Origin of the sequence: Brevundimonas sp. Leaf168 (genome assembly GCF_001423685.1) — a bacterium.
Taxonomy (GTDB): Bacteria; Pseudomonadota; Alphaproteobacteria; order Caulobacterales; family Caulobacteraceae; genus Brevundimonas; species Brevundimonas vesicularis_C.
In genome coordinates this window covers 1-14,541 of sequence record NZ_LMOY01000013.1, presented here as the reverse complement: position 1 = coordinate 14,541, position 14,541 = coordinate 1, and the positions used below count along the sequence as shown (strand labels likewise).

The following is a 14,541-nucleotide window of genomic DNA, read 5'->3' as shown; positions in this document are numbered from 1 at the left end:
GCCTTTAACGAATCTCCGAGAGCGCCACGCCCTCGCGACGCGGGTCTGCGCCTCCGTCCCAGCGCCCGTCGCGCCAGATCGCGCCATGCAGGCCCGAGGTCTCGGTGGCGTTGGGCCTCAGGGCCATGCCCGCCGCCGCCAGGGCGTCGCGGATATCCGGCGCGATCATGTCGGTGTCGGCCCCGACCATCTCGCCCCGCACCACCAGATTGGGCAGGGCGATCGCCTGCTGCATCGACAGGCCCCAGTCCATCGTGCCGACCAGGGCCTTTGCGACATAGGCCAGGATGCTGGACCCGCCTGGCGAGCCGATTGCGCCGACCAGTCGCCCCTGACGATCCAGGATCAGCACCGGCGTCATCGACGAGCGCGGCCGCTTGCCCGCCGCCACGGCATTGGCGGCCGGATGTCCGTCCTCCTGCGGCGTGAAGGAGAAATCCGTCAGCTGGTTGTTCAGGAAGAAGCCGTCGACCATCCGGCCATTGCCGAAGATGCTCTCGACCGTCGTGGTCATGCTGACCGCATTGCCCCAGGCGTCCACCACGACCATGTGCGAGGTGCCGCCCGGCTCGGCGGTCTGGTCGACCCCGCGCGGCGGCGATCCCGTCGGGGCGCCGGCCTCGACCGGCCCGTTCACCTGCGGGGCCAGGGCCGCGCGCGACGCGACATAATCGGGATCCAGCAGACCGGCGATCGGCACCCCGACGAAGTCGTTGTCGCCGATATAGCGGTCCCGGTCGGCATACATCAGCCGCTGCAACCGCCCGAACGCGACCCAGGCTTCAGGGCTCTTGGCCCCCTTGTCCAGATCGGGCGTCGCCTCGGCCATGGCCAGGAACTGCAGCAACGCCACCCCGCTGGACGGCGGCGGCGGCACGCAGATCACATAGGCCTGATAGGGCCGGCAAAGGGCGTCGCGGCGAAGTGGTCGATAGCCGGCGATGTCCGCCTCGGTCAGACCGCCGGGACGCGGTCCTTCGCGAACCGCCGCCGCGATGTCGCGCCCGATCGGCCCGCCATAGACGACGCCCGGCCCCTGCTGCGCCAGTCGCGCGACGGTGTCGGCGTAGGCGGGGTTCTTCAGCGTATCGCCCGCTTGATACCGCGTGCCGTTAGCCTTGGTGAAGTAGGCGCTGGCCCAACGCGTCCGCGCCTGGGGATAGCGTCCATTGATCATGCCGGCCAGACGCGGGCTGACGGTGAACCCGTCGCGCGCCAGCCGTTCGGCGTCTCCGAACAGATCGCGCCAGGCCAACTTTCCATGATCCTTCTGCGCCATCGCCAGCATGGCCACCGCCCCCGGCGCCCCGGTCGAGCGGCCCGACAGCACTGCGTCGATGAAGGGCAGGGGTTTGCCGTCCTCATAGAACAGTTCGGGCGTCGCTGAGGCCGGCGCCGTCTCGCGCCCGTCATAGGCCGTGACGGTCCCGGTCTCGGCGTCATAGCTCATCAGAAAGGCTCCGCCCCCGAGGCCCGACGACTGCGGCTCCACCAGACCCAGAACCGCCTGGATCGCCACCGCCGCATCCACGGCCGATCCGCCGCGCCGGAGCACGGTCATCCCCGCCTCGACCGCCAGCGGATTCGCCGCCGCCACGAACGGCCCCCGAGCGGGCGATGCAGCAGGTGGTGGGGCCGACACGGCCGCCGACGACGCTGTCGTCGGCGAGTGCGCGCCGTGGATGTCTGTCGCGGTCTGGCATCCCGCCATCAGGACGGGAACCAGCACAGCGGCGATCTGGCGACGGAATGAACGCATGGAAGATCCGAAAGCAGGGGAGCGTCAGACAGGCCTAAGCCGTCGCAGCCGCCACGCCAACCGCTTCAGACGCAGAAACTGCATTCCCCCGCTTGCGTCCGCCCGATCCACCGGCTAAAGACCCGCCCTCGCCGCAAGGCAGCCGCACCCGTAGCTCAGCTGGATAGAGCATCAGACTACGAATCTGAGGGTCGGGCGTTCGAATCGCTCCGGGTGCGCCATCTTTTTCAACGACTTAGTGGACGAGGCGCGTGTTTTGATCCGCGCTGTTACAGTCGTTTTACACCCTTCGTTACAGTCTGCGTTCACGTCCCGTTCGAAGACCGTTTTCTCTCTGCCTTGAGCGCTACGACATTATCGACTCGGTCCTGTCCGCTGTCCGCCATGCGGCGACGCTGCGCCTGCCGGCGGTAAATCCGCGCCGCTCGTTCGGTGGTGTGTTCAAGCTGCGCCATGATTTCGGCATCAGATGCACCTGCGTACGCGAGTTCAAGCCCACGGGCATGGCGCAGGCCATGAGGTGTAAGATTGGGACGAGCGCGCTTAGTCTTAGCCAGCGCAGTGGCCAGGCGGGTGACAGCCTGATTAAGAGCGCGCACCTTCCAGGGGTGGCCGCGTTGGTTGTATGCGATGGTAAGGGCTTTGGCAGGCGTGCTCTCCAAAAAGGCGGAGAGACGGCTGTCTTCACGTTTGTCGCACGAAACCTTACGCTTCTCGGTCGTCCAGTAGAGCCGACGCTGGGCCAAACCGTCGTCATCTTGCGCGATGATCCGAGCGCTCAGCGGGATGTTGCAGTTTGTACCCCGACGGAAGCCGCCCCAGCGCCCTAGAGCCACGGCACGGGCCAGACCCGGCATGTTGCGCTCCAGGGCCAGCGCGATGAACGCGTCCACTTCCTCGTCTGTCCAGGCAAGGTTCACCTCATCAGCGTCATGGGGCGGAGCCAGCTTTTTCAGCCCCAAAAAAGGGTTGGTCTTTATGCGGTCGTCCTCAATGGCCGGCTTCAGGGCGTTTTTGAGCATCTGAACGCGGTCATTCGTGGCTTTATGGCCACGCGGCGCCCAAAGATCACGCAGGTCTCTTACCCAACCTTTATCAACTTCAGCGAGGCGAACGTCGCCGACGTCTACCTCGATCTCATTGAGTAGGCGCCCATATTCTATCTGTGTCGACTGGGCGAGCCCGATAAAATCGGCGGACTTTCTGTAGCGCTGGATAGCGCCGCCTACAGTCCCCGCCCTCGGTGTCTGAGCGGCTTGCGCCCTCGCGAGTCGAGCGAGAATCGCATCGACCTCGGCCTTCAGTTCTGGGGAACCATCGAGTGACCGCAGAGGGCCCTCACGGTGGTTCCCTTTGCGAAAATATAGATCGACGGTGCCGTCCGGGCGTCGGATGCGCTGGACGTATTTAACCTTATCCATCGCGCGCTTCATCATTCAGTGACGACGGCGGCGGTGCGCTTGGAACTAACATCTTCAGCGCGGAGATGATCGCCTTGAGGTCGGGCGAACCGTGCCGTTTCCAGTCGACCGCACCGGCACGATGCTGGGCACCTATGTTGGGCCCTGCCGCGCCATCGGCCTCCTCGCCAACAGCGACAGCACATCGGCGCAGCCGATCGTCCTGACGCCGCGCGGCTCCGAGATCTGGGAAGCGCGAGACGCGGCGAGGGAGGGTAGTGGCCTCAAGGAACTCCTCTGGAGTGCCGAAGCCCTGAGGCCTGACCAGGCCCGCGCCGCCGCCCCCCATTTCTCGCTCGGGGCGCTGACCTATGGCACAGCAGACATCGGGAAAATCCTCGCCAACGCCAAAGACGGCCAGGGCGGCGGGCTGGCGGTCGGCGCAGCGGCTCTTCTGGCGTTGGCCGCCGTGCTGAAATCTGCGCAGTTCCCCCTGCACAGTTGGCTGACTGAGGTGATGGAGGCCCCGACGCCGGTTTCGGCCCTGCTTCACGCAGGCGTGATCAATGCGGGTGGCTTCCTTCTGATCCGGTTTGCTGATGTCATGCTGTTGGCGCCGGGCGTTATGGCTCCGCTGGTCGTGCTCGGCGGTTTCACCGCCCTGTTCGGCAGTCTGGTTATGCTGACCCAGCCGGCCGTCAAGACCTCCTTGGCCTGGTCGACCGTGGCCCAGATGGGGTTCATGACCATGCAGTGCGGACTCGGGCTCTTTCCGCTGGCCTTGCTGCACATCGTCGCTCATTCTCTCTACAAGACGCATTCCTTCCTGTCGTCGGGTGGGGCCGTCGAGCGTGTTGCCGCGATCAATCGGCCGGGGCCGGTCGCGACACCGGACGCGGGAGCTGTCGGTCGCGCTTTCCTGGCTGCGTTTGCCCTCTATTGCCTCATCGGCTTGGCCTTTGGCCTGACGCACAAGTCGCCTCAGATCGTCGCCCTAGGGGCCATCCTAATTTTCGGGGTCGCCTATATGCTGGCTCAGGGGTTCGCGGATGCCGCTCCGGCCGCTCTGACCCGTCGCACAGCGGTCTATGCTGTCTTCACCTCGGCCACCTACTTCGCCTTGCAGATGGGCGCGACATGGCTGACCTCGGGCGTCCTGCCGTCCGCGCCCACGCCTGGACTCCTCGAATGGGGCCTGATCTTGCTTGCGGTGACTAGCTTCGGACTGGTCGCGGTGGTGCAGGCGATGTTCCCGCTGTGGGCCCAGCATCCGGCCGCCGCCGGGCTCCGCGTCCACCTGTCGAACGGCTTGTACGCCAACGCTCTCTTCGACCGCGTGGTCGGAGGCTGGTCGTCGCGCCGCCCGACCTGATCCCGACAACCTTCAGGACACCGCATCATGACCCAGGTCTGTTCCCATGGCCCAGAGGCCGTTTTCGAGCGAGCGGCGAATCGCGCTGCCCATGCCATCCCGCCCGTCTGGCCCCTGGCCTCCAGTGTCGCGGTGAACCCCTTCCTCGGACAGGCGGGCGAAGACTTGGCCACGGCCGGTGCGCGTCTGGCTCGCGTGGCCGGCGCTTCGGTGACCATGCCGCGTGCCTGGTGTCAGGCCCGGATCGCCGAAGGTCTTATTTTGGATGAAGACCTTCTGGCAGCTTGGAAATTGGCCGATCCGCGCCTCAGGCCATCGACCCTGGCCGCGCTGAAGGCCGCCGCCGCGCGGACACGTCCATCGCCCGTCGCCCTACCCACCGTCGCCGATCTCGCGGCCGAGGCATCCGGGGTCGACTGGCCAGGTTTGATCGCCGAGCGGTTGGGTGCCTAGGCTGGGTCATATTTCGACGAGGGGCAGGCTTCTGGGCCGGACCACGCGGCAGATGCGCCTACGCGGCCTGGAAAGCCGTCGCCACCCACGACCTGACGCCTGAGATCGCGGGCCTGCCGGGGTTCGCCCTGCATGTGGCCGAGGCACCGGACGCCGCTTCGGTACTGACAGCCCGGGTCGCCGAGACGTTGGGCCTGTCTGCCCAGGCCGTTGACACCTATTTCCACCAGTTATTGATGACACTTGGCGGGTGGGCCCAGGTCGCTCGGCAAAAGCAGTGGCAAGCTGAACTCGTCGGCGGCGCAGACACGACGGTTACGGATCTCCTAGCCGTCCGGCTGCTGTGGGAAGAAGCATTGTTCCTTCGCTACGGACTGCGGATCGGCGCTGCCTGGACCGAAGTCCGCTCCGCCCATGAGGCACCCGTGGTCCCGACACCGGACCTCGTGATCGACGCCATCCTTCAAGACGCGGCGGACCGAGCGGGGCAACGAGTCCTGTCCGCTGGCCTCGCCAACCATCCAGAACCCCACGCCGCGACCCGCCCTAAGCTGCAAGCCGCCTTCTGCATCGACGTTCGCTCCGAGGTCTTTCGCCGTGCTCTCGAGAGCGTCGATCCCGGCGTCCAGACGTTCGGGTTTGCGGGCTTTTTCGGCCTGGCGACCGCGCACAGGCGATTCGCCTCGGATGTCGAAGAGCTAAGGCTGCCGGTTCTACTTAATCCCAGCCTCAGATCTCGCGCATCCGACCGGGCCATCGTCGGCGAGACCTTCGCGCGGATACAGTCGCGCGCCCATCGGGCATGGGGTCGGTTCAAGCTGGCGGCCGTCTCTTCCTTCGCCTTCGTGGAGGCGGCCGGCCCGCTGTATGTGGGCAAGCTGGCGGGCGACGCCCTGGGCCTCAGACAAAAGACCCACCACGCCGATCCGGCCCCGAAGTTCGATCCCGAACCGCCGCTCCCGGCCCGTATCAAGATGGCCGAGAGGGTCCTGCGGGCGATGTGCCTGACGGACCAGTTCGCGCCGCTCGTTTTTCTCATCGGACACGGCGCGAAGGTCGTCAACAACCCCCACGCCAGCGCGCTCCAGTGCGGAGCCTGCGGCGGATATTCGGGTGAGGCCAATGTTCGTCTTCTGGCCCAGTTGCTGAACGACCGAGAAGTCCGCACGGGTCTGGCAGACAGAGGCGTAACGATCCCTTTCCACACCCTCTTCGTCGCGGCACTTCACGACACCACGTCGGACGACGTACAGTTATACGATCTGGAACGCGTGTCTCCCGTGCATGAGGACGAGCTAGACCAGGCGCGCACCTTGTTCTTCAGAGCCGCTGTGCTGACCCGGGGGGAGCGGGCCCTGAGACTGCCGCGGGCGAACAGAGGCGACCTCTGGGGCCGCAGCAATGACTGGTCCGAAACCCGGCCCGAATGGGGTCTAGCGGGCTGCAAAGCTTTCATCGCAGCGCCTCGGCGGCGCACCGCAGGCAGGAACCTGGGAGGGCGCGTATTTCTGCATGACTACGACTGGAGGCAGGACAAGGGGTTCGCCGTCCTCGAGCTGATTCTAACCGCCCCGGTGGTGGTCGCCAGCTGGATCAGCCTGCAGTACTACGGCTCGATCGTAGCCCCCGAGGCGTTCGGCGGTGGCGACAAGGTACTCCACAACGTGACGGGCGGGATCGGCGTCGTCGAGGGCAATGGGGGACTTCTTCGCGTAGGCCTGCCCTGGCAGTCCGTCCACGATGGGGTAGCGTATGTTCATGACCCCTTGCGCCTGTCCGTGTGCATCGAGGCCCCGCGCGAGGCGATGACCGAAATCCTGAACCGCCACCCTGGCGTGCGAAGCCTATTCGACAACAGGTGGCTACATCTGTTCACCCTCGACGACGACGGCCAGATGGCATGGCGATACGCGGGCGATCTCCAGTGGGTCCGGGAGGCACGTGTCGAAGCGACCAAACCGATGATCAAGGAGGCGGTGTGATGATAGAGATCAAATCTGGTAGTCAGAAGCCCGTGTCGGCCGATGCGTCCATCGACTTTGTCCTGAACCATCCCGGGATGAGCCCCTGGCTGAAGAACGCTTTGGCTTCGGCGCTGGATGTAGACCCCTCGGCGGTCCTCAACGACCTCGAGATTCTCAACTTCGTCTTCCGAGCCAGGGCGGCTGGGGTGAGCGGGTGTTAAAGAGAAGCAGCGCAATTTTCTTAGTTTGGTGGCCCTCGCACGAAAGTCTGCTTATCGGGCGATCAGCAACGACCGGTCGTGGCGCAGAGTTGGCTACGATTTGGAGGGGCGGTGCACTTCTTCCAAATCCCTGATCGCCTCCTCAAGCTCGGTTGCCGAGTAATGCGCGACCGTTCCGTCCAGGACTTGGCACGTGATGTAAGCGACGCCGTCGCCATGCGGATCAGCATGGGCTGCGATCATCCGATGACAAATGGCATTTCTTATGCGGCGAACCCGTTCCAGATCTTAGGGTATCGGGCCGCCTTTCAGGCTATCCTCCAGCCAGCCCCACCGGAGCAAAAAAATGTCCGACGAGGGCCATGGCCTGCTAAATCTGGCACCGCCAACAAAACGCCCTCCTCACGTATCCCAAGATGGACGATGTCTGGTTTTGGTCCCACCACCAACGTTCGGTATTGGCGCTTTTCAGACCGTTGCACAGATTGCCACTCGTGATTTATTGCAGCCGATCACACGGAAGGCTCCCGTCACGGTAACGCTAAAGTAGGCAAGCTGTCAGAGGTTTGGACAAAAGTTGTTGTTCGGGTGCCGCGTCGATGAACGAGAGTCAGCGTCTTTCCAGTCTGCGTTCGTTGCACGCCGTAGGCGCACAGCGCGACGCGACGACCGATGCGGCGGCGCGTCTGGCGGCGCATCTGCTGGACTGTCCCATCGCCTTGGTGACGCTGGTTGACGAGGATATCCAGTGGTTCAAGGCCAGCATCGGCATGGACGACTGTTCGACGCCACGCGATGTGTCCTTCTGTACGCATGCCCTCGGTCTGACCGCCAACGACGTGATGGTGGTCGAGGATGCAACGCAGGACAGCCGCTTCGTCGACAATCCTCTGGTGACGGGCGAACCCCACATCCGCTTCTACGTCGGCGCCCTGCTGACAGGATCGGACGGCGCCAACTACGGCACGCTCTGCGTGATCGATTCGCAGCCGCGTCCGCGACCGGACGATGCGACGCTGGATCGCCTGAGGGACCTGGCGCGACTGGTCGTGGCCGAGCTGGAACGGGCGCGCGCAGAGCGTCAGCGCGGCGAGCAGTTGCATATGCTGAGCATGATCGAAGGTCTGTCCGGCGTCGGTCACTGGCGTGTCGACATGGTCGATCAGGCCGTTTTCTGGTCGGATGAGGTCTACAAAATCCATGACGTCTCGCCCGAAGCTTTCACGCCCGATTTCGGGACGGCGACGGCCTTCTATCCCGAGGCCGAGCGCAAGCTGCTGAATGAGAACTGGCAGCGCACCTTAAAGGGGGCGGGGCCGTTCGAGCTGGATATGTGCATTCGGCGCAACGACGGCGTCGTTCGCCAGGTCGTCAGCAAGGGCGCCGCCGAGTTTGCGCCGGACGGCACGCCGTTGGCCATGTTCGGCGTTTTCCAGGACGTGACCGACCAGCGGGCGGCGATGGACGTTCTGGCGCGCAGCCATGCCCGGTTCAAGCTGCTGGCCGACAACGCCGCCGACGTCATCGCCCGCGTTCAGCTGGACGGTAATTCCAACTACATCTCGCCTGCGGTCGAGCGCCTGCTGGGGTGGAAGCCGTTGGAGATGGCGGGACGGACGGCGGAATCCTTCATCCATCCCGACGATCGCGGGCGCCTGGCCGAGACCTTCGCTCAGATGGCGCGGGGACAGGGGTCTGCGACGCTGGAACACCGGCTGATCCACCGCGACGGGCGCGCGATCTGGGGCGAGACCCGGATGCAACTGGTCCGTAACGAAGCCGGCCGCCCGGTCGAGACGGTGGTGGTGATCCGAGACATCTCGCGGCGCAAGGCGCTGGAGGCGCAACTGGAGCAGGCCCGCGCGGAGGCCGAGGCCGCCGCGGCGGTCAAGGCCGAGTTCCTGGCAAACATGAGCCACGAACTCCGCACTCCCCTAACCAGCATCATCGGCTTCACCGGCCTGACGCTGGAGCAGCAACTCCCCGATCTGGCGCGCAACTATGTCGGTCGGGTCGACAACGCCGGGCGCGCCCTGCTCTGCACCGTCAACGATATTCTGGACTTCTCGAAGCTGGAGGCCGGTCAGGTCGCCATTCGGCCCGAGCCGACCGACATTGACGCCCTGGCCCGTTCGACGCTGGAACTGTTCACGCCCCAGGCGGGCGCCAAGGACCTCGACCTTGATCTGGACCTGGCGACGAATCAGGCCTCGATCGTCGCCGACCCCGACCGCCTGCGTCAGGTCCTGCTGAACCTGATCGGCAATGCGGTGAAATTCACTAATCAGGGCGGCGTGCGCGTCGCCGTGACCTGGAACGGCGTCGACGAGCGGTTGCGCGTCGCCGTCTACGACACCGGCGACGGCATCGCGGCCGACAAGCTGGACCGGTTGTTCCGACGGTTTTCGCAGATCGATGGGTCGCAGACCCGTTCGCATGCGGGCACCGGCCTTGGGCTGGCGATCTGCAAGGGTCTGGTCGAGGCCATGGGCGGCTCTATCGGCGCCGACAGCATCGAGGGCCAGGGCAGCGTCTTCTGGTTCGATATACCGGCGTCCGCAGCGGAACAGCAGATCGCGGCCGGCGCCACGCCGATGGGCGGCGTCGATGTCGAGGGGCTGCGTGTGCTGGTGGCCGACGACCACCCGGCTAACCGCGAACTCGCCCGCGCCTTCCTGAGCGGCATGGGCTCGGTCGTTGATGACGCCGTGGACGGCGCGGAGGCCGTCGAACGCGCCGAGTTCGCCGCCTATGACGTGATCCTGATGGATATGCGGATGCCGAAGATGGGCGGAGTCGAGGCGCTGAGGCAGATCCGCGCCGGATCGGGTCCGAACCGGCGCACGCCCATTCTGGCCTATACAGCCGACGCCGCGGAGGGTCAGGAAGCCGGTCTGTCGGCGCAGGGATTCTGCGGCGTCGTGTCCAAACCGGTGGCGGCGGAGGCCCTGATCCGCGCCGTGTCCCAGGCCGTGTCGGACGCGTCGGGGGCCGTGGCGGCCTAGCTCAAGGGGCGCGAACTCGGGTGACTTATAAGAGCCCGCCCACAAGCTACCATTAAGCCGACCAGGTGCCGGTCGGCGAGCCAATGATATGCGTTCACCGGCATGATCGTGAAGGCGATTGAACGTCTGCTTTTCGGTGAACTCTACACGTCGGAAACTGGCGCAAAGCCATTGAAGCGCCCCCAAGTTGCCAACGTCCGCAATGCGTACCAGCGCGAATGTCCGTTCGCGGCGCGAAATAAATGCGCAGAGCGTAGACTTGCTACGGACAGGGAGGCGATCTCAATGGAGGTTGCAGTTTGGACCCGCATCAACGGGGTTCTGTTGTTCTGGGCGGCCTTAATCCTGACGCGACCCCTTGGAGCTGTGGTGGGCGACCTTCCTCGACCACGGGGTCTGGCGTTCAGTCGCCCGCATGCGTCAGGGCTTCTTGCCGTAGTCATTCTGGCCTTGATCCTACTGCTTCCCCAGATACCCGGCGATCGTCCTTCCTCAGGCAGTCCGGCAAATCCATGACTTAGGGGGCACTGTGGGTCGATTTCGGCCGTAGGCTTTGGCACCAAAAGGGGACGTTGGCTCCAAGGCCGGAAAGCAGTCGAGGTCGATGGCAGCTATGGGTGGTTCTAAGACATCCTCTCTATGATTATGAGAAGATTTTTCGTTTGCTGCTCACGTCGCAGGCCTTGCGTGGCCCTCGGCGATTGCCCCGAGCAAGATGGAATGCTGACGACGGACGATCCGGCTGAAGGCGGCTTCTTCTCCCAGGGCGCGCGCCAGCACGATCGCGCCCTGTATTCCGGACACGGCTTCTTCCGCGAGCAGAGCGGCCAACGCGGGAGGGACTTTCCCGACTTCAAGGCAGTGGGCCAAGCTATTGTCGCTACGCTTAAGGAGGCGGGGGCGCAGACCTTGGCCGCGATCGACAGCGAGCTCTTGGAGTGCCGCACGGGCGAAGACTTTTCGGGTGTTCGCGATGATATCGAGTTCATCGCCAAACACCTAGAACTGGAGGTCGCCAGCGCTATGGACGTCCTGGAAGAGACCGAGACAGGATATCAGGAACGCGAAGAGGCCTACGCCGACTCTATGATGGACGAATACAAGGACCGCATGCGTGAAGGGCGCGCCAGCGACGCCAGTGTCCGTGATCTTTTCGGTTCGCTGCGCTCGGACAGGTAGCGGTCAAGTCAGGGCTCGGGCGACTGCGCGTAACGGATCGGTTTGCGACCAAGCCCTCCGGCTGAAATTCAAACATTAAGTTCAATCAAGCTGCCCAACCGACCAGGGCGAGATAGTTCTCTGCCCCAATCCCATTTGTCACAGGTCCAGAAATGTATTCGATTGAACCATAGAGACTTTTCGCCAGACTACGAATGTGAGGGTCGGGCGTTCGAATCGCTCCGGGTGCGCCACTTCTTCCAAACAATACGACTGCAAACGTGACGCCAATTTTAGGCGGGCCGTTCTCCGCCTCGCGATGCATCGCAGCGCATCGCGAGGGTTTCTGCGCGCGCCTAGAACTGTTTCGACAGAGACACGAAAGTGCGCCAGCCTTTGTCGGGTTGGTTATAGGGCGCGCGGGACAGGGGTTTGGCGAACTCGATACGCAGGGTGGTCTTGCGGTCGAAGGTGATGCGCGAACCGACGCCGGCGGACGTCAGTTGTTCGGACCAGTCGCGACCGGGCGTCTTGTTCCACACCTTGGCGGTGTCGAAGAAGGCGAACGCCTGGGCGAAGGTGATCAGGTCGCTTTTGGGATCATATCCGATCCGCGCCTCGATCATCCCGGCGACGGCCTTGTCGCCGCTGGCTTCGCCATAGTCATACGCCCGGCCATAGGTCGGGCCGCCGACGAAGAACTCTTCGGAGCTGAGCAAGGCGTCGTCCGACCATTGGCCTGAGGCCTCAATGTAAACGCCGACATACTTGCTGAGATCGCGATAGGCGCTGACCTGGGCGTTGACCTTGAAGAACTCGCCCGTTGCGTCGTAGCGCGTATTCAGCGGCGAGCGCTCGGTCGTGGCGCCGAAGGCGTCAATCCCTTTCGACAGCTGAATTGAGCCGGCCATCCAGCCGGAGCTGGAACGCCGCTGTCCCGCCACCGACATCCGCGCCACGGTCAGGGTCTCGTCGGTGCGACCCGTGGCGACGTAGTTCTGCTCGACGCGACGGACATCCAGTCCCGCGTTGAGCCAGAGGTTCTTGTCGCGCGAACGGACCAGAGGATGCGAGAGCGTGACCGAGGCCATGCGGCTGCTCCCCCCGACCCAGCCCGATGCGTTCTGGAGCGGCGCATCCGTCTCATAGCCCGATACGCCGAAGCGGACGCGGCCGCCTCCGGGCGCGACGATAGAATAGGACCCATCGACATAGGTGAGTTCTTCAGGGCGATCCGGCACTGTCAGCACGCCCAATGTCATCTGGTCGCCGGTTATGAATGTCGAGTTGCGGGCCCCGGACAGGTAGACCTGCCACGGACCCTGGGTTTCGGAGCCGCGATTGTCGGCATAGACGCCGGCGCTGCCAGAGGTCATTTCGGTCTCGACCACCAGCCGGTGTTGCGCCGGGTCGCCGATGATCGGCTCGATGCGGCTGGTCAGTTTGACGCCGGGCACGTCGGACGCCAGCGACAGACGGCGATCCAGTTCGCCGATTGTCAGGGGGCGCTGGTTCACCAGGGGCTTCAGGATCGGTTCGACGGCGCGTGCGCCATCGCCGGTCAGTTTCAGTTCCGAGATATAGCCTTCAAACACCACGATGCGGGCGGCACCGATGGCGGGGTCGGTTTCGGCGACGACGGCGCGGGTCAGAAAATATCCGTCGTTGCGATAACGGGCGGTGATTGCATTGGCCGACTGCACAAGATCGTCCACCGAGACGCGCCGCGCCAACTGCTGGTCATAGGTGTCGGCGAGATCGGCGAGTGGATAGGCGCTCACCCCCTGGATCAGCATGCTGGTCAGGATCAGACATCCGGCGCATCCGGCGTCCGGCGTCGAGGCCGGCTCAGCGTCCGCGCGAACCGGTCCCGCGACAGCCATGGTCAGCACCGCCACCATCCCCCACAGGACGCTGATCGTTCTTAACCATGAAGTCGAAAAAATATGACGCACGCCGTTCTCCAAACACAGGAGATCATTTACGGCGTTCGGGCTAAAAATCGTGTTAATATCACCAGTTAAGAGCTTGGCAGGCACGTCCTGATATCCAGAACATCAAACAGAATGTCTGGAGTGTGTGTTGGCCAATCGATACGCAATATTCTTCGCGATCCTTTTCTTCTTTGTGCGCTACCCGACCCAGGCTCTGGCGGATGAATGGCGCATCAGGGAAGTGGCGGGCGTTGTTCGCGTGGCCATACCGGCGCGGCCCGCTGCAAACGGCTCGGTTGGGCAGGTATTACCGACCGGAACCAGCGTCACGACAGGCGGAAACGGCCGTGCGATGATCACGAACGGTCAGCAAAGGGTCGTGGTAGGGCCGAACAGTCGCACCACGCTCGCGCCAGAAGTCGGAGGCATGACGCGGGTCTTGCAGGACCTCGGCTCGGCCCTTTTCCAGGTCGATCGGCAGAGGCAGCCGCACTTCCGCGTGGAGACGCCGCTGCTTGCCGCCGTGGTGAAGGGGACGACATTTACAGTCACCGTCGACCCCATGGGCGACCGCGTGCATGTCGCAGAAGGTCTGGTCGAAGTTCGCGCCAATAACGGCAATGCCGTCAGCGACGTGGCGGCGGGCGCCACCGCCCTGGTTCCACGCCAACAACCGTCCAGCGTCGAGGTTTCCACACCGGCGGCTGCAGTTCCGACGGAAGCGGCTCCCGTTGCGGCGCCGAGTCTGGACTACGAGGCCTTGACCGATGGTCTGGTTCAGAACCCCCCAGCGGCCGCGCCAGCAGCCACTACTGTGACGGCGTCCACATCAGGCGCCTCGACGGCCGCGACGACGACAACATCGGCTACGACCACAAGCACGACTTCGGTTCCAACGACGTCTTCAACTGCGACGTCCACCGCTGCGGCAGGAAACTCCGCTTCAAGCGGAAACGCTTCACTGCCGCCAGCTGCAACCAACGCAAGCAACAATGCCGCAGCGGGCCCCGGTAACAGCGCCAATCCTGGAGCGACTAATTCTGGCGACCCCAGCTCGGGCAACCCAGGCGCCGGCAACCCGGGCAACGGTAATCCGGGCAACGGTAGTCCGGGCTCGGGCAACCCTGGCTCAGGCAATCCGGGCTCGGGCAACCCCGGCAACGGCAACCCTGGCGCCGGCAACCCAGGCTCGGGCAACCCCGGCAACGGCAACCCGGGTTCGGGCAATCCGGGCAACGGCAACCCAGGCTCGGGCAACCCCGGCAACGGCAACCC

11 protein-coding genes and 1 tRNA gene are annotated in these 14,541 nt (G+C 64.4%); 9 read left to right on the top strand and 3 right to left on the bottom strand.

All coding sequences use genetic code 11. The features are described from left to right. Positions 1-4: 4 nt before the first annotated feature. Positions 5-1,759, bottom strand: coding sequence for a gamma-glutamyltransferase family protein (locus ASF81_RS13295; protein ID WP_055809348.1), 1,755 nt, complete (start codon positions 1,757-1,759; stop codon positions 5-7). 144 nt (positions 1,760-1,903) lie between these two features. On the opposite strand from ASF81_RS13295, the gene ASF81_RS13290 reads away from it, so the two are divergent. Further along, positions 1,904-1,980 (top strand) — tRNA-Arg (locus ASF81_RS13290). 84 nt (positions 1,981-2,064) lie between these two features. On the opposite strand, the gene ASF81_RS13285 is transcribed toward ASF81_RS13290, so the two are convergent. After that, positions 2,065-3,195 (bottom strand): tyrosine-type recombinase/integrase, encoded by a 1,131-nt coding sequence (locus ASF81_RS13285; RefSeq protein ID WP_055809345.1) that lies wholly within the window; start codon positions 3,193-3,195, stop codon positions 2,065-2,067. Between the two features lie 76 nt (positions 3,196-3,271). On the opposite strand from ASF81_RS13285, the gene ASF81_RS13280 reads away from it, so the two are divergent. The 7 genes from ASF81_RS13280 to ASF81_RS15120 all read left to right on the top strand — a co-directional run bounded on the left by ASF81_RS13280 (position 3,272) and on the right by ASF81_RS15120 (position 11,353). Then, positions 3,272-4,531: a proton-conducting transporter membrane subunit gene (locus ASF81_RS13280; RefSeq protein ID WP_200932974.1), complete on the top strand. Its 1,260-nt coding sequence runs from the start codon at positions 3,272-3,274 to the stop codon at positions 4,529-4,531. 27 nt (positions 4,532-4,558) lie between these two features. Beyond that, on the top strand, positions 4,559-4,984 hold the full coding sequence (locus ASF81_RS15570; RefSeq protein ID WP_200932973.1) for a putative inorganic carbon transporter subunit DabA: 426 nt from the start codon (positions 4,559-4,561) through the stop codon (positions 4,982-4,984). Then, positions 4,891-6,966, top strand: a complete 2,076-nt coding sequence (locus ASF81_RS13275; RefSeq protein ID WP_255353892.1) for a YbcC family protein — start codon at positions 4,891-4,893, stop codon at positions 6,964-6,966. Before ASF81_RS15570 ends, ASF81_RS13275 begins: the two co-directional genes overlap by 94 nt. After that, on the top strand, positions 6,966-7,169 hold the full coding sequence (locus ASF81_RS13270) for a hypothetical protein (protein WP_055809342.1): 204 nt from the start codon (positions 6,966-6,968) through the stop codon (positions 7,167-7,169). Before ASF81_RS13275 ends, ASF81_RS13270 begins: the two co-directional genes overlap by 1 nt. Positions 7,170-7,768: 599 nt before the next feature. Then, entirely contained in the window at positions 7,769-10,174 is a 2,406-nt protein-coding gene (locus ASF81_RS13265; RefSeq protein ID WP_055809339.1) for an ATP-binding protein, read from the top strand. 102 nt (positions 10,175-10,276) lie between these two features. Further along, positions 10,277-10,690 carry a hypothetical protein gene (locus ASF81_RS15690; protein WP_156363281.1) on the top strand — a complete coding sequence of 138 codons (414 nt, stop codon included), beginning with the start codon at positions 10,277-10,279 and terminating at the stop codon, positions 10,688-10,690. Positions 10,691-10,894: 204 nt separating this feature from the next. After that, positions 10,895-11,353, top strand: a complete 459-nt coding sequence (locus ASF81_RS15120; protein ID WP_055809337.1) for a hypothetical protein — start codon at positions 10,895-10,897, stop codon at positions 11,351-11,353. Positions 11,354-11,688: 335 nt separating this feature from the next. Here ASF81_RS15120 and ASF81_RS13255 read toward each other — a convergent pair whose 3' ends face one another. Further along, positions 11,689-13,215: a ShlB/FhaC/HecB family hemolysin secretion/activation protein gene (locus ASF81_RS13255; protein ID WP_235559382.1), complete on the bottom strand. Its 1,527-nt coding sequence runs from the start codon at positions 13,213-13,215 to the stop codon at positions 11,689-11,691. Positions 13,216-13,414: 199 nt separating this feature from the next. Between ASF81_RS13255 and ASF81_RS15315 the strand changes: the two genes are divergently transcribed. Continuing rightward, the coding region (locus tag ASF81_RS15315) for a FecR domain-containing protein (RefSeq protein ID WP_156363277.1) at positions 13,415-14,541 on the top strand (1,127 nt) is incomplete at its 3' end.

What these genes read in the sequence shown, in the direction of transcription:
- ASF81_RS13295 (WP_055809348.1), bottom strand. Translation starts at nt 1,759, where the DNA reads ATGCGTTCATTCCGTCGCCAGATCGCCGCTGTGCTGGTTCCCGTCCTG.
- ASF81_RS13285 (WP_055809345.1), bottom strand. Translation starts at nt 3,195, where the DNA reads ATGATGAAGCGCGCGATGGATAAGGTTAAATACGTCCAGCGCATCCGA.
- ASF81_RS15570 (WP_200932973.1), top strand. Translation starts at nt 4,559, where the DNA reads ATGACCCAGGTCTGTTCCCATGGCCCAGAGGCCGTTTTCGAGCGAGCG.
- ASF81_RS13270 (WP_055809342.1), top strand. Translation starts at nt 6,966, where the DNA reads ATGATAGAGATCAAATCTGGTAGTCAGAAGCCCGTGTCGGCCGATGCG.
- ASF81_RS13265 (WP_055809339.1), top strand. Translation starts at nt 7,769, where the DNA reads ATGAACGAGAGTCAGCGTCTTTCCAGTCTGCGTTCGTTGCACGCCGTA.
- ASF81_RS15690 (WP_156363281.1), top strand. Translation starts at nt 10,277, where the DNA reads ATGATCGTGAAGGCGATTGAACGTCTGCTTTTCGGTGAACTCTACACG.
- ASF81_RS15120 (WP_055809337.1), top strand. Translation starts at nt 10,895, where the DNA reads ATGCTGACGACGGACGATCCGGCTGAAGGCGGCTTCTTCTCCCAGGGC.
- ASF81_RS13255 (WP_235559382.1), bottom strand. Translation starts at nt 13,215, where the DNA reads ATGGCTGTCGCGGGACCGGTTCGCGCGGACGCTGAGCCGGCCTCGACG.